This window comes from Oxalobacteraceae bacterium OTU3CINTB1 (assembly GCA_024123955.1).
Classification (GTDB): domain Bacteria; phylum Pseudomonadota; class Gammaproteobacteria; order Burkholderiales; family Burkholderiaceae_D; genus Rugamonas.
Genome location: CP099652.1, coordinates 5,762,790 through 5,781,466 on the forward strand (window position 1 = coordinate 5,762,790; position 18,677 = coordinate 5,781,466).

31 protein-coding genes and 1 tRNA gene are annotated in these 18,677 nt (G+C 61.2%); 17 read left to right on the plus strand and 15 right to left on the minus strand.

Annotation, left to right across the window (positions count from 1 at the left end):
- Positions 1-77: 77 nt before the first annotated feature.
- The 7 genes from NHH73_24955 to NHH73_24985 form a co-directional block, all read right to left on the minus strand.
- Positions 78-872 carry a Clp protease ClpP gene (locus NHH73_24955; GenBank protein ID USX25790.1) on the minus strand — a complete coding sequence of 265 codons (795 nt, stop codon included), beginning with the start codon at positions 870-872 and terminating at the stop codon, positions 78-80.
- Positions 869-2,179, minus strand: a complete 1,311-nt coding sequence (locus NHH73_24960) for a phage portal protein (protein ID USX25791.1) — start codon at positions 2,177-2,179, stop codon at positions 869-871. Before NHH73_24960 ends, NHH73_24955 begins: the two co-directional genes overlap by 4 nt.
- Entirely contained in the window at positions 2,176-3,843 is a 1,668-nt protein-coding gene (locus tag NHH73_24965; GenBank protein ID USX25792.1) for a terminase large subunit, read from the minus strand. The genes NHH73_24960 and NHH73_24965 overlap by 4 nt, the downstream gene beginning before the upstream one ends.
- A complete protein-coding gene (locus NHH73_24970; protein USX25793.1) occupies positions 3,840-4,316 on the minus strand; it encodes a terminase small subunit in 477 nt (158 codons plus the stop codon). The genes NHH73_24965 and NHH73_24970 overlap by 4 nt, the downstream gene beginning before the upstream one ends.
- Before the next feature lie 443 nt (positions 4,317-4,759).
- Positions 4,760-5,152: an HNH endonuclease gene (locus tag NHH73_24975; protein USX29702.1), complete on the minus strand. Its 393-nt coding sequence runs from the start codon at positions 5,150-5,152 to the stop codon at positions 4,760-4,762.
- Between the two features lie 337 nt (positions 5,153-5,489).
- Complete coding sequence (locus NHH73_24980) at positions 5,490-5,630, minus strand: hypothetical protein (GenBank protein ID USX25794.1); 141 nt, start codon at positions 5,628-5,630, stop codon at positions 5,490-5,492.
- Between the two features lie 486 nt (positions 5,631-6,116).
- Positions 6,117-6,233 (minus strand) — tRNA-OTHER (locus NHH73_24985).
- Positions 6,234-6,721: 488 nt separating this feature from the next.
- Here NHH73_24985 and NHH73_24990 point away from each other — a divergent pair.
- The 4 genes from NHH73_24990 to NHH73_25005 all read left to right on the plus strand — a co-directional run bounded on the left by NHH73_24990 (position 6,722) and on the right by NHH73_25005 (position 8,436).
- The gene (locus tag NHH73_24990) at positions 6,722-6,898 is read left to right on the plus strand and encodes a type II toxin-antitoxin system HicA family toxin (protein USX29703.1); all 177 of its coding nucleotides are present in this window, start codon (positions 6,722-6,724) and stop codon (positions 6,896-6,898) included.
- 47 nt (positions 6,899-6,945) lie between these two features.
- Complete coding sequence (locus NHH73_24995; GenBank protein USX25795.1) at positions 6,946-7,359, plus strand: type II toxin-antitoxin system HicB family antitoxin; 414 nt, start codon at positions 6,946-6,948, stop codon at positions 7,357-7,359.
- 464 nt (positions 7,360-7,823) lie between these two features.
- On the plus strand, positions 7,824-8,159 hold the full coding sequence (locus NHH73_25000; protein ID USX25796.1) for a type II toxin-antitoxin system RelE/ParE family toxin: 336 nt from the start codon (positions 7,824-7,826) through the stop codon (positions 8,157-8,159).
- A complete protein-coding gene (locus tag NHH73_25005; protein USX25797.1) occupies positions 8,146-8,436 on the plus strand; it encodes an XRE family transcriptional regulator in 291 nt (96 codons plus the stop codon). The genes NHH73_25000 and NHH73_25005 overlap by 14 nt, the downstream gene beginning before the upstream one ends.
- A gap of 84 nt (positions 8,437-8,520) precedes the next feature.
- Here NHH73_25005 and NHH73_25010 read toward each other — a convergent pair whose 3' ends face one another.
- The 7 genes from NHH73_25010 to NHH73_25040 all read right to left on the minus strand — a co-directional run bounded on the left by NHH73_25010 (position 8,521) and on the right by NHH73_25040 (position 12,197).
- On the minus strand, positions 8,521-9,054 hold the full coding sequence (locus tag NHH73_25010) for a hypothetical protein (protein USX25798.1): 534 nt from the start codon (positions 9,052-9,054) through the stop codon (positions 8,521-8,523).
- Complete coding sequence (locus NHH73_25015) at positions 9,044-9,265, minus strand: hypothetical protein (GenBank protein ID USX25799.1); 222 nt, start codon at positions 9,263-9,265, stop codon at positions 9,044-9,046. The genes NHH73_25010 and NHH73_25015 overlap by 11 nt, the downstream gene beginning before the upstream one ends.
- Before the next feature lie 64 nt (positions 9,266-9,329).
- Positions 9,330-9,758, minus strand: coding sequence for a hypothetical protein (locus NHH73_25020; GenBank protein ID USX25800.1), 429 nt, complete (start codon positions 9,756-9,758; stop codon positions 9,330-9,332).
- Positions 9,755-10,543 (minus strand): ATP-binding protein, encoded by a 789-nt coding sequence (locus NHH73_25025; protein ID USX25801.1) that lies wholly within the window; start codon positions 10,541-10,543, stop codon positions 9,755-9,757. The genes NHH73_25020 and NHH73_25025 overlap by 4 nt, the downstream gene beginning before the upstream one ends.
- Positions 10,527-11,336 carry a hypothetical protein gene (locus NHH73_25030; GenBank protein USX25802.1) on the minus strand — a complete coding sequence of 270 codons (810 nt, stop codon included), beginning with the start codon at positions 11,334-11,336 and terminating at the stop codon, positions 10,527-10,529. The genes NHH73_25025 and NHH73_25030 overlap by 17 nt, the downstream gene beginning before the upstream one ends.
- Before the next feature lie 40 nt (positions 11,337-11,376).
- A complete protein-coding gene (locus NHH73_25035) occupies positions 11,377-11,946 on the minus strand; it encodes a hypothetical protein (protein USX25803.1) in 570 nt (189 codons plus the stop codon).
- Entirely contained in the window at positions 11,943-12,197 is a 255-nt protein-coding gene (locus tag NHH73_25040) for a helix-turn-helix domain-containing protein (GenBank protein USX25804.1), read from the minus strand. Before NHH73_25040 ends, NHH73_25035 begins: the two co-directional genes overlap by 4 nt.
- Before the next feature lie 138 nt (positions 12,198-12,335).
- Here NHH73_25040 and NHH73_25045 point away from each other — a divergent pair, with 138 nt between their 5' ends.
- The 5 genes from NHH73_25045 (at position 12,336) to NHH73_25065 (ending at position 15,944) form a co-directional block, all read left to right on the plus strand.
- Positions 12,336-13,172 (plus strand): helix-turn-helix domain-containing protein, encoded by an 837-nt coding sequence (locus NHH73_25045; GenBank protein USX25805.1) that lies wholly within the window; start codon positions 12,336-12,338, stop codon positions 13,170-13,172.
- A gap of 132 nt (positions 13,173-13,304) precedes the next feature.
- Positions 13,305-14,069, plus strand: a complete 765-nt coding sequence (locus tag NHH73_25050) for a hypothetical protein (GenBank protein USX25806.1) — start codon at positions 13,305-13,307, stop codon at positions 14,067-14,069.
- Positions 14,066-14,386, plus strand: coding sequence for a hypothetical protein (locus NHH73_25055; GenBank protein ID USX25807.1), 321 nt, complete (start codon positions 14,066-14,068; stop codon positions 14,384-14,386). Before NHH73_25050 ends, NHH73_25055 begins: the two co-directional genes overlap by 4 nt.
- Positions 14,383-14,952, plus strand: coding sequence for a hypothetical protein (locus NHH73_25060; GenBank protein ID USX25808.1), 570 nt, complete (start codon positions 14,383-14,385; stop codon positions 14,950-14,952). Before NHH73_25055 ends, NHH73_25060 begins: the two co-directional genes overlap by 4 nt.
- 113 nt (positions 14,953-15,065) lie before the next feature.
- Positions 15,066-15,944, plus strand: coding sequence for an ORF6N domain-containing protein (locus NHH73_25065; protein ID USX25809.1), 879 nt, complete (start codon positions 15,066-15,068; stop codon positions 15,942-15,944).
- Here NHH73_25065 and NHH73_25070 read toward each other — a convergent pair.
- A complete protein-coding gene (locus NHH73_25070; GenBank protein USX25810.1) occupies positions 15,941-16,222 on the minus strand; it encodes an Arc family DNA-binding protein in 282 nt (93 codons plus the stop codon). The two genes, NHH73_25065 and NHH73_25070, sit on opposite strands and share 4 nt — an antisense overlap.
- A 78-nt stretch (positions 16,223-16,300) precedes the next feature.
- Here NHH73_25070 and NHH73_25075 point away from each other — a divergent pair, with 78 nt between their 5' ends.
- From NHH73_25075 to NHH73_25110, 8 genes are all read left to right on the plus strand, one after another.
- On the plus strand, positions 16,301-16,483 hold the full coding sequence (locus NHH73_25075; GenBank protein ID USX25811.1) for a toxin-antitoxin system HicB family antitoxin: 183 nt from the start codon (positions 16,301-16,303) through the stop codon (positions 16,481-16,483).
- Between the two features lie 188 nt (positions 16,484-16,671).
- On the plus strand, positions 16,672-16,992 hold the full coding sequence (locus NHH73_25080) for a hypothetical protein (protein USX25812.1): 321 nt from the start codon (positions 16,672-16,674) through the stop codon (positions 16,990-16,992).
- The gene (locus NHH73_25085) at positions 16,989-17,318 is read left to right on the plus strand and encodes a hypothetical protein (GenBank protein ID USX25813.1); all 330 of its coding nucleotides are present in this window, start codon (positions 16,989-16,991) and stop codon (positions 17,316-17,318) included. Before NHH73_25080 ends, NHH73_25085 begins: the two co-directional genes overlap by 4 nt.
- Positions 17,315-17,530, plus strand: coding sequence for a hypothetical protein (locus NHH73_25090; GenBank protein ID USX25814.1), 216 nt, complete (start codon positions 17,315-17,317; stop codon positions 17,528-17,530). Before NHH73_25085 ends, NHH73_25090 begins: the two co-directional genes overlap by 4 nt.
- Complete coding sequence (locus NHH73_25095) at positions 17,527-17,736, plus strand: hypothetical protein (protein USX25815.1); 210 nt, start codon at positions 17,527-17,529, stop codon at positions 17,734-17,736. The genes NHH73_25090 and NHH73_25095 overlap by 4 nt, the downstream gene beginning before the upstream one ends.
- Positions 17,733-18,023 (plus strand): hypothetical protein, encoded by a 291-nt coding sequence (locus NHH73_25100; GenBank protein ID USX25816.1) that lies wholly within the window; start codon positions 17,733-17,735, stop codon positions 18,021-18,023. The genes NHH73_25095 and NHH73_25100 overlap by 4 nt, the downstream gene beginning before the upstream one ends.
- The gene (locus NHH73_25105) at positions 18,020-18,361 is read left to right on the plus strand and encodes a hypothetical protein (GenBank protein USX25817.1); all 342 of its coding nucleotides are present in this window, start codon (positions 18,020-18,022) and stop codon (positions 18,359-18,361) included. Before NHH73_25100 ends, NHH73_25105 begins: the two co-directional genes overlap by 4 nt.
- Complete coding sequence (locus NHH73_25110) at positions 18,358-18,675, plus strand: hypothetical protein (protein USX25818.1); 318 nt, start codon at positions 18,358-18,360, stop codon at positions 18,673-18,675. Before NHH73_25105 ends, NHH73_25110 begins: the two co-directional genes overlap by 4 nt.
- Positions 18,676-18,677 lie beyond the last annotated feature (2 nt).

Consider the following 18,677-nt stretch of genomic DNA (forward strand, 5'->3'; position numbering starts at 1 on the left):
TTCAAATAAAAAAGGGAGCCGCAAGGGCTCCCGATTGGGTGAGGTGACCGACCTCGGCGGGTGTGCGCGAGAGCGCTTTACGTGGCTTGCAGCAGGGCGAGCAGGTTGATGTTTGCTTGTTTCATGCAGGGCGCAGGCTCGGCCGGCTCCGGCTCAGCAGCCGGTTCGGCTGCGGGTTTGGGCGCTGGATCGACGGCAGTGACTGGCGGCGCAACTACCGGAGCGGGCGCCGCCTCAGGCGCATGGATGGCGACGGGAGCCTTCGCGAACGCCGCCAGGTTCCAGGTGTTGCCGACCTTGGCGGTGGACTGCATGCGGTCCACGAAGCCGGCGGCGATCGCCTCGCTGGCGTCGAACCAGGTTTCGGCTTCCATCCATGCCACGATCTGTTCGGCGGTCTGACCGGTCTCGGCCGCGTACTCAGCGATAATCGAACCCTCGACTTTCTCGAGCAGGTCGGCCGTCTTGCGCATGTCGGCCTTATCACCCCATGCCATGCCGCTGGCGTTGTGGATCATGAAGAATCCGCCATCGGAGATCTCGACCTCGTTGCACGCCAGCGCAATGCTAGTGGCCGCGCTGGCAGCCAGGCTGTCGATGTGGGCGATGGTCTTGCCGGCGAAGCGCTTGATGGCCTCGATGATGGCTCGCGCCTCGAACACGCTGCCACCCGGAGAGTTGATGCGGATGTGCAGCACAGGCGCGTCGGCGACCTGATTCAGCGCGGTGATCACCGAGTTGGCGCTGACGCCCCAGTACGGGTCGATGACGTCGTAGATGTACATCGTGGCCTCGGCCTCGTTGCGCACCATGTTGAATGCCTGCTTCTCGCGCTTAGCGTTGTCCAGGTACAGTTGCAGAATTTTATTCATGGCGCTGGCGGCTCCTCGGTTGCTGATTTGTTGGCCGGCTTGCCGGTGTCGCGCGGCGCGCGGAAAATTTCATCGCCGCCGGGAACTGGCGCCAGGCGCTTGATCCGGCGGACTTCGTTGATGGTCATGTGACCGTCGCCGGCGCCCGGCCCGCCCAGGGCGATGCGGAAGTAGGCGCCCTGGGCCGCGAGGTCACCCTCGGTCAGCGCATCACGGTAGAACTCAACAAACTTTCCGGTGTCGCGCGGGAATAGCTTGCGGTTCAGTTCCTGTTCGATCTTGCGAAGCCAGGGCTGAAGGGTGTATTGAACAAAGGCGCGGCCGATACTTTCGATGCCGGAGCCCCAGCTGGTGGCGCCGGTGGACTCGTTGATCATGAAACCCGGTACGCCGAATGCGCGGGCGACGTCGAGCACCTGGAACTTCCGGCCCTCAAGCAGCTGGGCGTCCTCGGCGTTCAGGCTGATCTCTTTCGCCTCCAAGCCTTCCGTCAACACGAGCGGCAGGCGATGGGAATTGCTCATGCCGGAGTATTTGCGCACGAAAGCCGACTGCAGGTCCGTGATCTGCTCGGGATTCATCTTGGATTTGCTGCTCAGAACGATGGATGGGTGGGCGCCGTTCTCGAAGAACTTGCCGCTGTATTCATCCATGGCCAGCGCATTACCGATGGCATTGCGCGCGCCGTACTGGATGACCGACATGGATCGCATGGTGGCGTCGTCGAAGCCCAGGCCCGGGAAGTGCAGGATGTCGGACGGGTCGAACCAGGTCGAGATGCCGTGCGAGGTCAGGTTGACGTAATAACGCACGCCATCCGGCAGACGCATCGGCGAAACCGAGCCCCATGGCAGTGGCAGGATCTCGCGCACATCGCCGCGAATGTTTCGGCGAATCAGAGCGTAGCCATCGCCGCGCAGCAGTTGCGCCATGCTGACGCCCTCCCACATGCTGGCGGAGGTGTACTGCGGCGATGGCTGCTCGTTCAGTAGATACCAGAGCGCATCGCGCGGAAGTCGATCTGGCACGTCGCCATCGGCCATTCGATAGATGTGGATCGGCATGCTGACGATAGCGCCGGCGATCTTGGCGACACATGCGGCCACGGCCGACACGCGCATCGCGCTGGTCGCGGATACCGTGGTGCCGGATTCGCTGACACCAAACGCCTCCATCACGTCGGCGCTGTATGCGACATTCGAGACTTGGCGCGCGCTCTCACGCTCAGCTTTCCATTGCGTCAGGATCGCCGACCCCGGCACCGCAGCACGGCGCTGCACGTCGTCCCACGATGTGTTTTTCGTCATAGCTCTACGTAACCTTGGGAAATAGTGTTGCTGGTAGGATTCAACGCAAGCAGCGTCACAGCATTGAATAGAGCAGCGAGCGGGTCGATTTTGGCTGTGCCGCTCGCCTGCTTCGTGATCGTGATCGCGTTGCCTACCGCGACCACCTTTGCGTTGCCGACGCACCAGTTCATGAGGCGCTGGCCGCCATGCCAGAACTCGCCGGCGGCCAGCTTGCGCTCAGTCGTCTTGATGGCGCCGTTCATTTTCCAGCCCTGCGAGATGCCGACGATCAAGTCGGCCGGAATGCCCTCGGCTTCCAGCATGTCGAGAATCGTTCCCAGGCCGGCCGGGTCGACGCCGATCTTGTCCAGCTTGCCGGAGCTCCAAACTTGCGCGGCCATGCTGACCAGCTCGGAGACGTCGTCGCCGATGCGCTCGACCAGAGTCAAGTCACCATCCTTTTCGAAGTCATGGAACCGGGCCGCCTCGGATTTGCGCAGCTCAAGCACCGAAGGGTGGGCCCAGGCGTGCGTCCAGGCGAACCATTCGCGCGTCGTCAGGCAGCGCCCCACGGCAGCGAAGCCAAGCAAGTCGTCCAAGCCGCCGCCGTCGATGCCAAGGTCGATGACCTCGCAGCGAGCGATCAGGGCGTCCAGCGAGAGCTTAGGCAGCGCCTGTTGCTCCCAGTGGTTGGCGCCAGCCCAGCGGTCGGACCGCAGCGCCAGGCCGATCTCGACGTTTAAGTGCTTTGCGAGAAAGCCCCGAAACTCGGTTTCGCCCTTCTCTTGCGCCTGGCGGTAGCCGCGCGCGATGAATTCTTCGTCGACCGACGCGCCCATGTTCGGGTTCGTCACGTAGGCGTTCTTCACCTCGCGGTGCGCGCCGGCGTCGAGCATGTGCTGGGGGAATTCGTACAGGATGGGATAGAAGGCCGGATCGACAATGCGGCCGTCACGCACGCCGCGCGCATACAACAGGCGGGAGAGGAAGGCGCCAGCTGGAGGATCGTCGGACTGAGTAGTCGCGAAGATGACGAAACCCTCGGGACGGGATGCCAGGCCGCCAGTGGCTTCCAGTAGCATCGCGTCGGCGCGCGGGTTCTTGCCGAACAGCCAGAGCTCATCGATAAAAACGCCGATGGCCTTCTTGCCCGATACAGTCTCGCCGTCGGCTGCCACCACCTTGAGGGTGGCGTTCGTCTGCAGGTGCGTGATGGTCCGGATGTGGTCCTGAACCTTCAGTAGCGCGCCCAGCTCGTCGTCGGCGCGAATCATCGCGGCGATCGGCTTGTAGCTGTTGTCGGCGACTTCCTTGGTCGGCGCCAGGACGATGAATTCACCCTCAAGCCGCCAGTTCAGCAGCAGCGCCGTCAACATGATGCCGGCGGCGATCGTACTTTTTCCGTTCTTCTTGCTGATCAAGAGCATGAACTCTTTGATCATGCGGCGGCCAGTGTCGGCGTCATAGGAGCCGAAGATGCCCTCGACGAATTCGCGCACCCAGGGCTTGACCACGTCGCCCATGCGCGGGCTGCCGGGCGCGTCGACCATGCGCAGTTCGGAGAAGATCGCCCAGGCTAAGGCTGCCTGTTCCGGAAAAAGCGGCGGGCATGGCGTCAGGGTCAGGCCCGCAGCAATGCGCTCCTCCCAGTCAAGGCAGGCGGTAGACCACGAGAAACTCATTTCTTACCGCCCACCACCAGGCGGGGCGGCGGTGGCGGTGCGCCAAAGCGGCCTTGGCCCGCGGTCTTGGCGGCGTCCAGCTTGCCATCCTTCTTGCCGCCCTCGCCCAGCTTCTGATGCGTGAAGGGCATCAGCGCCTTGGCCGAGTCGATGCGTTGGCGCATGTCCAGCTCAGGCGCGTTCATAGCGGCGGCAAGGAACTCTTTCGGGTCGACATAGTGCGCGCCGTTCAGCGGGTCGACGTTCTCGTCATCAGGGTCCGTGACTGGCGACTTGGGCGCAGTGGCTGGCGCTGCAGCTGGGGTAACGCGGCGGGCGGCAAGGTATGCGGCGACATCAGGATCTTTAACAAGGCGTGACCCTGCCGCCGATGCCGTGGTCGCGCTGTATTTCGCCTCGATAGCCGCGTCTTTATTGGAGCGGCCGGCCAAAACGGCATCGGCAAACACCCGCTTTTTGCCTGTTAAAGCCATTAACATTGTCCTCAGGGGGAAATAAAATCTGCGAATGGGGTACACGCGGTCTAGGCCGGGAAAGGCTCTAGACTTTAGACCCGCCCCACCCTTCCAATTGGGCTTGAGCACAGCCCTTTAGAGCGATAAAAAAGAAGATTCGATCCTCTGTTGGCACTCAGCGAAGATCGCCACCAAGGGCCGCTAAATAAATCTGACCCAAATCGCCATCCCCGAACCATTCGCAAGACACCATCAGTTACTGAATCAATCCAGGAACGTGCCGCCCGGTTCAGCCCTGCGGTTGCCCTGCCCTGCTGCGGTGTGCTTGCAGAAGGTCGCTGTGTGTGTTGTTGCTCCGCAGTACGTGCATCGCAAATGGTTCCGAGCCACGCTGCCACCATAGGTGTGCGGGCACAGCTCGACGGGATGGTCGTTGCCGCAGTAGGTGCAGTAAGCGGGACTCATCCCATCATCTCCTCGCGCTGCTTGTCGCGGCTGTGGTGTGTGGCACATAACGACTGCCACTTGCTGCTATCCCAGAAGATCACCATGTCGCCTCGATGCGGCACGCTGTGGTCGACCACGGTAGCCATCGGCAGGCCAATGCCCTTGGACATACAGGCCATGCCAACCACCACTGCGTCATCGGATTGGGGAATGCCCGCCTCTTTCAGGCAATACACACAGAAGGGATGCTTGACCAGGTAGGCGGCGCGGGCTTGCTGCCACTTGTAGCCGTAGCCGCGCGCGGTGCTGCTGGTCTTGTCGGCGCGCCATGCGCCAGGTGTCATCGTGGCGATGCGGGCAGGTGCGGCGGTGATGCGGGGCTTGAGGTTGTGCAGCTTAGCCATCAGCGCATCGTGCGCCAAGCGGCGCGCAGGGAATAGAACACGCCGAAATCACGACGCATGCCGTAGTAGTTGAGCCAGAAGCGGGCGATCCATCCGTTGCGCTTCATCATGGTCACATCCCCATCTTGGTTGATCCAGGCCCGCGCACCTGGCGCTGCGCGATGTCGCGCTGCATGCCGAGGAGTTGCATGGCGATGGATACCCAGCGGTCGTAGTCGGCGGCGCTCACGATTTACCCAGCCGGTACAGGTAGGCGCGCGCTGGCGCGGACGGCGTCGATTGGATCGGCGCAGGGCGATCAACGCCCCACACGATCAGGATTGCGGCGCGCAGACTCATATCAGCCCACCAGCGAGCGAAGCGTCGGCATTGCCAGCGCCAACAGCCACGGCAGGCCGTAGATGGCAGCAGTCGCGGCGGTGGCGCCAATGACGCCGCCCGCGACGAACACGCCGATGATGGCCGATCCGATATCACCCATAATGTGCACCCAAAATAATAAAGACGTCGATGAATTGAGATGCACAAGGCCGCCCTTTACAGTGCGACCCATTCCTATCGGAATTGTGCTTAGTTGGGATATCCCACTCTGTTAGACTTAATTAGTCGAGGTGACTCATTTCAGTCGTGCATTTATCACATGAATTTTGACGCGAACACACGAGCCCAACTACGCCATGTCGGAGCGCTCTCAATAAATAGCGAGGGCGATGAGGTTCTAATCGGCCTTACGTTGGCCGAGTCCGAATTCATCATGGATCGAGCGAACGCACCAAGTTCCGATTGGCTCCAACGTGCGACGGCCGAACAGCGCCTTCATATGGAGTTGACCAAAAGGCATCGTGTAGCGTTATGTGCGCATCTTTTGGCAACACAGAAGACTTCCGCCGGATGGAACATCGAATAAAAAAGCCGCCCAGCAAGCGCGAGGCGGCGAACGTCCGCTTGGTAGCGGGACGGGAGACGCTGGTGCAGATGGCAGGGATCGAACCCGCGATTTCCCGGCTTTAACCCCGGGCGCCTTGCCACGGCCGGTCGCATCCGTTGATAGAACGCGGTTACTCCGACCCTCGGCCACATCTGCAAACTGGAGCGGCGCCCGGGATCTCCCAGGCCTGAACCGCGATGCTGCTTGCCGCCCCGACGGTCTCATCCTCTGCCGAAGCATCGGGATTAACGCAGGTACAGCGAATTATTGTGGCGGCCGGTGCCGTGCGTCTCCGGCTTGGTAGTCCTGCGTATTCACCACATCAGGTGGGCACTGGCGCACCGGGCGCCCAGCTAGCCATCTAAGGCCTACCAATACCCCCTGATGTAGCGCCTCTTGCGAGGCGCCGCCTACAGCGTTGGCGGCGATCAGTTCGGCTTGCGCCAGCACGCCCGCAGGCGCCCGATTGGGTGACAGTTCAATAGTCCGGCTGGAGCTACTTCATGGCGCACCTCCGTTGCTGGCGGCGCGGTGTACTCACGCGGCCGGCCAGTTCCTCTATAAGCAAAAATGTTTATATTTATCTTGTAAACATAAGCATTTTTGTTTATACTGATCACATCGAAACAACGAAAGGAGGTGTGGTGAAACAGAGTGAGTTTGTAAGGTGGCTCAGGCAGAACGGGGCGACATTCAAGGAAGGCACGAACCACTTGAAGGTCTATCTGAACGGCGAACAGTCCATCCTTCCGAGACACCCTAGCAAGGAACTTAAAACGGGAATTGTCGAAGGCGTCAAGAAAGCCCTCAAACTTAAATAGGATGGCCCCGCAAGGGGCTTTCCGTCTCACCGCACCTCAAGGAAACCATGAAATATCCAGCTACCTTTGCACCCGAAACCGGCGGCTTCGTCGTTACCTTCCGCGATATCCCGGAGGCGCTCACGCAGGGCGATACCGAGCAGGAAGCGCTCGACATGGCGCGCGATGCGCTGATCACGGCGATGGATTTCTACTTCGAGGACCGTCGGCCTGTGCCGGCGCCGTCGAAGCCGAAGCCAGGCGAGCGGCTGATCACCTTGCCGACCGGCCTGTGCGCGAAAGTCCTGCTGCTCAACGAGATGCTGGCGCAGAAGGTCATCCCCGCCGAACTGGCGCGCCGCATGGGCGTGAAGCCCCAGGAGGTGACGCGCATTCTCGACCTGAGCCACTCGACCAAGATCGACACCGTCGCGGCGGCGCTGTCAGCGCTGGGTCGCGAACTGGTGCTGTCGGTGGCCTGACGCCTACTCGTCGTCGCGGTCGGGTAGTCGATTCTGCGGCAGCATGAACCAGCCTAGCTGGAGCCGGATCTCGTCCGACGTAGGCGGCGGGTCGTCTGACCGCGTGCGCGAGTCCATGTAGTCGCGGATGAGCTGCTTGCTGGGTGGGATGGTGCTGGGCATGGCAGCCTCGCGACAATGGCGCCGGAATAGAAAAAGCCACCTCTAGGGTGGCTTGCTCCCGCGACAATCGGTGCGCGGTGAACTTAATTCAAGGCGAACGGAGTTTGCCTGTGCTTGAATGATACCAGCATTTCTCCGAAACGCAAGCGATGTGATGTAGATCACATTGAAATTGTGCACTTCACGCATAGGGCTATGAAAAAGCCAGCTTCATGTGACGCACATCACAAACTCCGACTGAAATCATTGGACAATTATCCTGATATGGATATAATCGGTGAATCGAATTTGATCAACGCCCAATGAAAAAATTAGCTTTTGTGGGAGATAGCCTGAAGCAAATCCGCAATTTTGCTGGCGACGCAATGCAGGATGTCGGTTTCCAACTTCACAAGGTCCAGATTGGCGAACAGCCTGACGACTTCAAACCGATGCCGACCATTGGGACCGGTGTTGAAGAGCTTAGGGTTTGGGATGAGTCAGGAACATACCGGGTTGTTTATACAGCAAGGTTCCAAGACACAGTATTTGTACTTCATGCATTTCAGAAAAAGACCGAGCAAACAGCGCAGTCCGATATTGATTTAGCGAAGAAACGCTATAAACAAGTAAAGGAAGAGCAAAATGGAAAAAATTGAAACTTTCGACAATGTGTGGGATGCCCTCGCAGACACCCCAGCCGAAGCTGCGAATCTGCAAGCTCGTGGCGAATTGATTCTATTGGTCACTAAGTTTATTCGTGACAAGGGTTGGAAACAGGCTGAGGCTGCGGAGCACTGTGGCGTTACTCAGCCTCGCATGAACGACCTCCTGCGGGGTCGAGTGTCGCGCTTTTCGATAGATGCACTGGTGAACATCGTTTCTGCCTTGGGTATGCGTGTACATTTCGACATCGAAGAATTAGAAGCGGCGTAGTACGATTTCTTACTTCCGGCGATTAATGAGCCCGCTTCCATTGGCAGCGGGCTTTTGTATTAGCGAGACAGTTTTGCGGGCCGGCTAAAACAACAGCGCCGTGCAAATATTTCTCCGCAGCTTCGTGGCAAGTTCGGCTCGCGCTTCAGCCGCCACATCCACCAGCGACGCATTCGGGAAGCGCCAGACGCTGGCCAGGCTGCAGGCGCGGTAGATCGCCCACACGTGCAGGCGCGGCATACTGTCGATCACCGCGTTGGTGGCCTGGGCGATCCGGATGTCATTCGCCTGCTGGGCCTCGTGCAGGTCGACCCCGTGGGCGTCACCCTCGCCGCATAGGCCGCGCATGGTCTTGGCGCCCAGGTCGCGGTCGCTGTCGCCGGCCATCCAGTTCTTCCACAACTCTAGGCACAGGTCGACTGGATCCGGCTTCGTCCACGGGTCCACGCGCAGCACCGGCGCGGCGGCCGTCTGCGCGCGCGCGGCCGGCGCCGGCTGCTCTTCGACGAACGTGACGTCCGGCAGTCTGGTGGTGGCGCCGCGCCAGCCGAGCGTCAGCTTCTCGCGCTTCCTCTCGGTGGCGCCGATCACCCCCAGCAGCTCGCGATTATTGTCCATTGCGCGGCTCCTTCGGCCAGATCGGGCAGGTCCAGGTGAGCACCGCCAGCCCGACGGAATACAACAGGCAGAATGCCTGCGACATGCCGCGCTCCAGCATGTCGTAGCCGGCGTACCAGCCGATGATCAGCGGGATGACAAAGGCGGTCGCTGTGCAGTTTGCCCTCTTCGACGGCCGCAGTTGCTGCAGGTGTTTAAATTCTCGGTTCATCGTTTGCTGCTCCCTGGTTTTCGTTTGGTGGTGCTGGGCGCTGTGCCGCGCCTGGTGCTGATGTTCATGACCCTGCCGCGCGCCGCAATCTTGCCGTGCGCTCGTAGTCGCCGATGATCGCCGACAGAGCTACATGGTTGCCAAAGACCGTCTGATCGCGGAGCATGCGCAGGAATGACAGGCGGCCAGGTAAATCAACTTCTTCGACGACCAGCGCGGCGCCGGCCGTCTGATCGACATCGGCCAGCGCCATCAGCAGCTTTGCCTTGGCCAGCTGGGCGGCGTTCAAGCTGTACCAGTAGTAGGCATGGCCAGCATCGCGGATCTTCTCGCGCGAAATTACGCCGCGCGCGACCATGTCGGCGGCGCGCTTGTTGAACTCGCGCGATGTTGCGTCGGCGGCGATCGCCAGCCGATGCGCCTGCAGCCGGTGGCCTGAGGCCTCCGCCAGCGCGCGCTGTACGCGGAGCGTGAGGTTGACGTTCCCGCTCACGAAGCCACCTTGCCGCGATGCGACTCCCAATCGAACGTCACCCACTGCCCACCCTCGCGCAACCTGTCGAAGCTCCGATCGCCGAGGAAGGCCTTCATGCCGGCCTTGTTCTGGTTCGTCAGCAGGATGGTTGGCATCATGTCGCGGTACCGCTTGTCGATGATGTCGAACAGGCTCACCTGCTCCGCCTCGGTGCCGTACTGCACGCCCACCTCGTCCAGCACCAGCAAGTGCACGCCGGCGAGCATGTCGAGCACGTCCGTCTCCGACTTCGGCGAATCGCGGCGCCAGGTGTTCCGGATCATCCGCACCGCATCGATCGCACTCGTGTACAGGGCGGTGTGGCTGCCCATGATCGACTGCGCGATGGCGATGGCCAGATGGCTCTTCCCGGTGCCCGGCTGGCCCGACATCACCATGAAGGTTCCGCGCGCCAAGTGCTCGGCGAAGTTGGTGGCGAATTCCATCGCCATGCTCCGCGCCTTCTCCTGCTTGTCATCGGCGGCGGTGAACGACGCGAAGTCCTTGGCGCGGTAGCGCAGCGGAATGCCAGAACGGTCCAGGCGCCGCTCCAGCGCGCGCTGCGCGGCCTCAGCGGCGCTCTTGGCCTGCTCCTCCCGCTGCGCCTCTGCAAACAGTCTGGAGCACTCAGGGCAGCCCTGCCAGCGCATCGTGCGCCCAATCTGGAACCCCATGCTGGTGAACTCGCCATGCTTCTCGCAGACGTCCTGCTTTTCCGATTGCTTGATCGAGACCGGTGCCGCGCGTTCAGGTAATGCGTCCATTTTCGATTCCTTCCGAGTAGTTGAGGTTTTCAAAGCCGCTATGCCGTGATGGGCGCTGCGGCGGCCCGGCGGCACCGGTCAGCGGGAGCTGCTTCTGCCCGAGCTTCGCCCAGTCTTCACGGATCGCGTTCTGTAGGGCCTGGTCCCAGTCGACGTAGCAGTAGCCGTTGGCGCGCACCTTGCCGACGAACGAGTCGAAGTGCGCTTGCAGATTGTTGTGGCCTTTGGTGGCGGCCCATGCCTTGACCGCATCGGAGAGCGCAAACCCGTTGGGCAAAGGGATCTTCGTCGGCTTGCGAGGCCTTTTCGGTTCAGCCGGTTTTTGCGGCTGGGCCGGTGCGGCGGCCGGAACGGTCGCATGCACTTGCTCTTGCTCTTGTTCTGTATCTGTATCTGTATCTGTATCTGTATCTGTATCTAGGGCGTTAGCTTTCTGTTTCGGTAACGTTACATCGACGTTTCTGGTCATCTTTTCAGCGGCCTTCTTGCGTTCCCGATGCGCCTTCACCCTCTGTGCGCTCGAGTCCGAGCTGAACTGGCGCTTGTCCCAATTCAGCAGGTCCCAGCATTCGTCGATGAAACCCTTCGCGACGAAAAGTGCCTTCGTTTCGACGAGCTCGGCGGCCGTGATACGCAAGTGAAACGCGATCTCATCTTCTTGTAACGTTACAAGCGCGTTACTGCAACGCATGCACATAATCATCACGTAACGCCGTTGCATGATTTCGGAAAGCATTTGCACTTTCGGATCATGCGCGAACTCGGCGTACATGCGGAACCAGGGGTTTGACATAACTACTCCAGGCCTCCCGGGCCTTCAGATTTGTGTTTGATCACGGGGCGGTGGTGCCCGATACCTCGGCCAGCGCCACCTTCAGCTGCTCGACCTTCGCCAGCGCCGCGTCGATGGCGCTGGTGTCGATCGTCAGCACCAGGTCGACGGTCTGCGCCGGCGCCGGCATGGCCCACGCGGCAGCGGTGTTCACCTCTTCGACAAACGCTTTGATGTCGTCCAGCAGGCCACCCCCAACGGCAGCGTCTATGCGGGTTTGCAGCGGATCGGCCGCGCCCACGTGGCCGGCGCGCGCGGCCATGCGCTCGGCGTCCGCAGCCATCTGCGCGGACTCGGCGGCCATCGCGGCAGCGGCCCGGTCAAGCGCGCCACCCGCCACCGGCGCTCCGCCAACGCTGATATGGGTTCCTTCGGCGATGCTTGCATTTGCACCACCGGCCAGCGCGGCCTCGGCCTTCAGCGCGCGCTCGCGCCAATCTGTGGCGGCCAGGGCTTCCGCTTCGGCGGCCATGACGGCCTCCAAGTAGTCGAGCACCTGGCCGGCGTTTGGCACGGAGCCGTAGACGTCGCGTGCACGGGCGATCGCGTGGGTGATGTCGGGGTTGCTCATTGCGGTTCCTTCGGTTGGGTGGGGGTGGCCTTGGTGGCGCCGAGCAGCGCGACGATCTTCGGATTGGCGAGGCGCGTGCGCGAGATGTTGTAGAGGGCTTCGATCTGGCCGGCGCGCATGAGTGGGACCCAGCCCTGCTTACACCACTTGTTAATGGCCTGCTGGCTGACACCTAACTGCTGACCCAGAATAATTTGGCTGCCGGCGGCGGCGACAGCGGCTGCAATACCAGTTGAAAGTTGATTTTTCATGCACTCGCTCCTTATTTCAATAAGATCATACAAGCTTGAAGTAGTTTGCTCAAGTAGATTTAAGAAATAAGTAGTTTTGGCTTCGGACTTGTCGTATACTTCGATAAACAATCATTTGGTAGTAGACGAAAGGAAGTAATGACACTCGCACAACTCATCCGACTTAATCGTCAAAAGCTCGGCATCAGCCAGTTGGAGCTCGCGGAAAAATTAGGCGTTTCCCAGGCTGCTATCGGTCAATGGGAGCGCGAGGTCACGGCACCGCGAAGCAAAAACTTTCCGGAGCTCGCTAAGATTTTTGGGATCGATGTGGAGCAAATTGTTGCCGCGTCGGAGGAATTAGAAATCTATCAGCAGGCGAAGGCGGAGAGTGACGCACGCAAGGCTGCTGTTGAGGGTCGGCCAAGTATGGGTGGGATTGGCCATCGATGGGCAGGTTCGAACAATACGCGGAGCGACGTGGAGCGAGCGTATTTCACCCGCAATTCTGAGGAAGCGAAACGTTTTGAAGATACTCTGTTTAAACTGCTCCCTATGATGGGCGCACTTGGTGCGCATCACGTTCGCTTCGGTGGGGAAGAGGAAAAAGCTTGGGTCGCAGACTACGTTTCAACAAACAGCATAATTGAAATTAAGCATCCTCTGCGCCATTCGGCGTTGCAAACGATGATCCTTCAGTCTCTTTGGACTCTAACAGTATTGCGAGCAGTTACTCACGACCAACAAAACTTCATTGCGATAATCCGCTTACCATCAGTCGATGAGTGGGATGACGAGGGTCTTGCTATGCTCAAAAAAATGCGAGAGACCGTGCAGCGCTACGCTTCCGACGCCTCGGTGGTTGGCTATCACCTTCTCATAGTTGAGACTGCTGAAGAGGCTGCGAAAGCGATTGTCAAAATCGAGCAGGAGAATTTGTTTGAGGATGAGGAGTCTCTTCGCCAATTCCTTGGTGGTCGTGACACTCAGGACTAGTCTCCCCTCCCTTAAACTTAACGCGCCTCGGCGCGTTTTTTTTCGCCTCAACGAACAATCAATAGATTGACAACTACTTCATTGTCCGTATAAACTTGTTTTAGTAGTTTTGAACAGTTAAGAGGAGAAGCGATGAAGCGCACCACACCCACCAGCACCACCCCACCCGGCCGCCGCGCCGACGAGCTCCTGGAGCGCGCCCGCATCGCCTACGTCAAGGCCGGCGGCCGCGAGCAGCCGAGCGACGCCAGCGAAGTCCGCGAGATCAACGGCGCGACCATCATCACGCTCACCAACGTCAACGGCGTGCTCGCGACCTACCGCGTCGACGGCGACATGATCAAGCGCATCACCGACCTGAGCCGCTACGACATGGCCTTCGCGGACCGGCGTGAGTTCGTCACCGCAGTGGTCCATCTATTCGGCAAGGCCGGGCATCCTACCGTCGCCGCGCACACCGTCGCCACCCAGCAGAAACTGATAGCGGCTGCCGTCGCCGGCGGCTTCAAAGATGCCGACGTGCTGACCAGGTACGTCGAGCGCGGCGCTCTGACGACGACCGCGCTGGAGCTGGCCTTCGACGCGATCGAGTGCGCCGGTGGTGCCGATGCCTGCTGGGACACCATCGAGGTCGACACCATGCTCGCCTCAGCCTTCCACGACCTGCGCGCACCACGATCGGACGAATACAAAGCCGGCGCCCGCGCCGCGCTGCAGTTCCGCGTCGACGGCACTACCATCACCCGCCCCTACCCTGTCGGCAGCGCCGGCGACGATGCCTTCGACGGCGGCATGGCCGAGGGTCACGCCATCTGGCGCCACGCGATTGCGGCAGGCGCGGAATTCTCCGCCACGGGTCGCCTGCCGCGCCAGGATCACGCCACGGGCGCCGCATGAGCGCGCGCTACAACTTCACCCGCATGGGTGGGCACTTCAGAACCAGCGCGCCCGACGGCCTCCTCTTGATGGCTATCGGCGCCTACTGGCCCGGCGAGCCGTTGGTGCCGGGCCGGCGCGAGCACGTCGAAAAAATCCTCGCGCGCGCCGCGGCGGCGGGCTTCGGCCATGCCGATGTGTTCTGCACGATGCTGTCTAACCGCGAGCTGTCCGCCCGCACGATCCAGCTCGCCGAGGACGTGACAGAAGCCGTCGGCGGCGACGCCGCGATGATCGCCCTGATCCAAGAATTTCAACCAGAAGGAGCAGCGCAATGAGCATTCTCAGCACGAGCAGCACCAGCAGCGCCACAGCCGCCGCCACAACCACCCCGCTGACTTACGAGCAGTTGATTGCGGACGCGAACGATCACCCCGCACGAGCGAAATTCTATGCCGAAATGGTCGGCATGGAAGTGCGCCCCAACAGCGCGAACAGCGCGAACCTTGACTTGTTCCAAGGCCACGAGCTGATCTTCGACGACAAACCTGCCGAGGAAGTCCACACCTATTTGTGGGGGTATGTCAACGGCAGCGACGACGCAAAGCTTGATGCCACCAACAAGGCCCTGCTAATCACCGCAGATTCAAAGGACGGCGCGGCAAATCTGATGTCGGCGCTGACGATCGCCGACGGCTACGGCTGGACGATCCAGATTGCGTCGTACGGCCTGGTGGTCAGAAATGGAAAGTTCACCAAGGATTTCCCCGGCTTGGCCGATTTCTTTATTTTTGCCGATGGCTACGGCGCCGCGATCGACGACCACTGTAAGGTCTACGCCAGCATCGAGGAATTGGAGGCGAACGAAACGCCGTCGGTGGCGCCCGAAGCGGCAATCGGCTGAAAATTTAGCCGATTCAAATACGGGATTATCCCGGTTTTCCAATTGCGGGATTTCCCCACAATTAAAGCGCATGGTCGTCCAGCATTTGGACGCCCCTTAAACAGGAGAGTGAAGTGAGCGCATTTGAACCACATGAACTGCTGATGGCGGCGAGTGCCCAGGGCGACCTGGTTGAGATCGCAGGCGTCCAGTTGGCGCCGATCGAATACAAGGGCGCGCGCGTGTTGACGCTGTCGATGATGGACGCGGTGCACCAGCGTCCGAAGGACACGGCCCGCCGCAATTTCAACGAGCACAAGAAGCGCCTGATCGAGGGCGAGGATTTTTGCAAAGTTAGTGCGGACGAAATTCGTACGCACAAAATCTTCCCCATTTCGAACAAGGCGCACGAGGACGTGATCCTGCTGACCGAGACCGGCTACAGCATGCTGGTCAAATCCTTCACCGACGATCTGGCTTGGGACGTGCAGCGGCAGCTGGTGAAGTCGTACTTCGCGAAGCCGGCGCCGGCCACGAAGCCGCGCCGCGCACGCACCGCGCTGTCATCCTCGCTCGCCGACGCCCGCGCTATCGACTTCATCGGCAACATGGTCGCGAAGGTACCGGGCGCGCGCGCCGACGTGGTGGCCGCCATCAAGCTGCGCATGATCGAGCAGCACACCGGCCTGCCGGCGACGCAGTTCGGCAGCGCGCTGCCCGCCGAGGCCTTGGAGAAGGCCGTGAAGCTGAACCCGACCGAGATAGGTAGGCGCTTTGCGCCGAAGCTGTCGCCGATCCGTGTCAATACGATCCTGGTCGACCTGGGTCTGCAGCGGAAGAGCGAGAGCGGTTACGTGCTGACCGAGGCAGGCGTAGCGCACGGCGAGGTGCATCCGTACCAGGCGAAAAACAAGCACGTTGGGGATCAGATCGACTGGTACGAGTCGGTCGTTGAGGTCGTACGCGAAGCGGCGCGAGGGGCCGGCGGCCAGCTGCAGCTGATAGTCGGCTAGCCCTTCGGCTTCGACGCGCGGCGCGGCGCTGGTTTGGCGGGCGCCGGCTCGGCAGCTGGGCGCGGGATGAAATCGGTGTAGAGGCTTTTAATGACCTGGTGGCTGACCTTCACGACATCCTCAACGGAAAGCCCTGACATCGGCGCCTCGTAGAAGGACTGTTCCAACCGCGCTACAAGTTCGGCGTTGACGCTCCGGCCCGCTTTGTCGGCTTGAGCCTTCAGCTTTTCATAGAGCGGGTAAGGGAGCCTGAACTGGCTGCGGTATAAATCTTCCATGTCACTATATTGACACTACAGGGAAGTGGCGTATAGTGACATGGAGTCACTAAAACAGTGACACATTTAAGGAACGGTATGGACGAGGAAATTGTACGCATCACGATCCGCATGCCCAAGTCACTTCACGCTGAGGCGGATGAATTGGCAAAGGCGCAGGATCGCAGCTTGAACGGCCAACTGGTCCAGCTGCTGCGTCTCGGCCTGGCTGTCGCGGCGAAAGCGAATCAAAACAAACCGAATGAAATCGAACAGGAATAGATGAATTTGAAGAGAAAAGAAACTACGGGAATTTCCGTAGTTAGATAAATGACTTGCGGGAGGAAGGCTGGCAGGCCGTCCTCCCGGGTCACTCAAGACCGACTCGGCGGAACCGAGTGGAAGTTGCAAACAGACGCTCGGAACGTCTGGATGCGGCATGGATCACTACACCCTTTTGAAAGACAATAATGAACCACAGAACGCAGGTTAACACCAGTCCCCAAAATGAGCAAGCGAAAAATATCACTCTGCCATTGTTGCAACTCAACACCGTGCGTGAGCAGCTGGGTGATATCGAGTCGCAGGCCTTGGCGGCCTACACGCTGACGGAGATTTGCTTCGAGGAACTCGACCGCGCTGGTAGCGCCCATATCGACGCCGACGCCCACCGCGCTGTGCTGCGCCTCGATGCACTGATGAAGTCGGTCTTCCGCAACGTGGCCCTGATCCAGGCATCCGTCGACATCATCGGCGAGGCATTGTTGCCAGCACCAGGAGCCGCAGCATGAGCGCCCCTGTGAAGAAAGCGGCAGCGCTGGCGGCGCCAGCAGCACCGGTCCCGGAAACTGCGACGGACCTCGCCGAGCAGGCGTGCGAGATGACCTCGGTGGCCGTGTCGTGGGCGAACCAGCGGATCATGCCGATGATCGAGGCCCTGCGCGAACTGGCCACCTATTCGAGCAGCGAGGCGAACGCCTGCAACGCACGACTCGCGCTGGTGCGCGATATCGCCAACGAGGCGCACAACCTGGTCAACGAGATGGCCGGCTGCTTCGAGGCCGAGCAGCGCGACTTCGAAGCGAAACTGGCGGCGCTGGAAGGTGGTGTGGCATGAGCGCGCCGGCCGACATTAAGCTCGCCAAGTCCGGCGCCGAGCGCTTACAGCTCAGCCAGATCGAGCAGCGCCTGATCGTGGACTTCCGGCGCATGAGCAGCAAAAGCCGCACTTGCGTGAGCAAATTCTCGACGGCCACGGCGGACAGCGATGTGGAAAAAGCCCGCAAGACGGCGCCGGCGCTGCGCTTGGTGGTTGGAGGTTCGCGATGAGCGGCCCGAAGAAGCCGCGCGCGGCCGCACCAAAACCGGCGCCGGCAGCACCGCTCACGGCCGACCAGCTGCGCGTCGCTCAGCACTTCGCCGCGATGGATGACCGCGCACAAGAGGGGATGCTGCGGATGATGGCAGCGATGGCCGACAGCTTCCCGCGTCACAAGCGGCCGACGCTGCGCCTGGTTGGCGGAGGTGCGAAGTGAGCGCGCTGTCCGTCACCTCGGTCGACCAGCTGCGCCGGCTGGAGGCGCTGTCCGGATTGGTCAGCACAATGCTGGGCACGCTGCTGCTGGTGCGCGCCGAGGAGCGTGAGGCGCTGGTGCGGCGCTGCGCATGCGTGGCCGACGGGATCGCGCGCGACCTGGCGCAGCTGGACGGGGGGCGCGCTGTGATCTGGCTCAACCGGATCAGGTATGCGGTGCTGACGGCCTGGGCCGTGAAGTGCGTGATCGGCTCGGCGGCCTACCTCTACCGCTGGGCGGTGTCATGAGCGCGTCGATCAGCAAGCAGGCGCAGCCCGGCGCGCCGGTGGCGGACGCGTCCCTGGTGGTGGTGGCGCTGGCGGCGGCGACGCACCGCGCGGCGGATCTGGGCAAGGAGGATGCCGACCGCGCCCAAATCATGCTGTTCAACGTCCTGCTCGCCGCGCAGATCGGCGGCTTCGTCGACGCCGACATCATCCTGCAGCTGGCCGCGCGCCGGCGCTTCACCGGCCTGATCGACCAGCTGGCCGCCGAGGTGGTCGAGCGCATCGGCGGGCCCGACAAATTTTTCGCGTTGCTGGACCTGTCCACGACGCCCGACGACTGGAATGGATTTATACAATGAGCGAACAATTCACCATGCCGCGCAAGCTGGCGCACGAGCTGCTCGGCGCGCTGTTCAATGGGCCCGGCCTGAACCCGGCCGGCTACGAGGCGCTGAAGCAGGACTTCGCGGCGCGGCTGCGCGCGTCACCCACGGCGCCCGGCCGAGTCGCAGCGCTGGAGGCGCTTCACACCGCAGTGGTTGACCATCGCGCGATGTTCGAAGGCACCAGCGACGAATTTAACATGACGGCCTCGGCCATCGTAGCGGCGCTGGATCTGCTTGATGGTCCGCACTGCGCCACCACCACCCCACCAACCTCCACCGGAGAATAAAA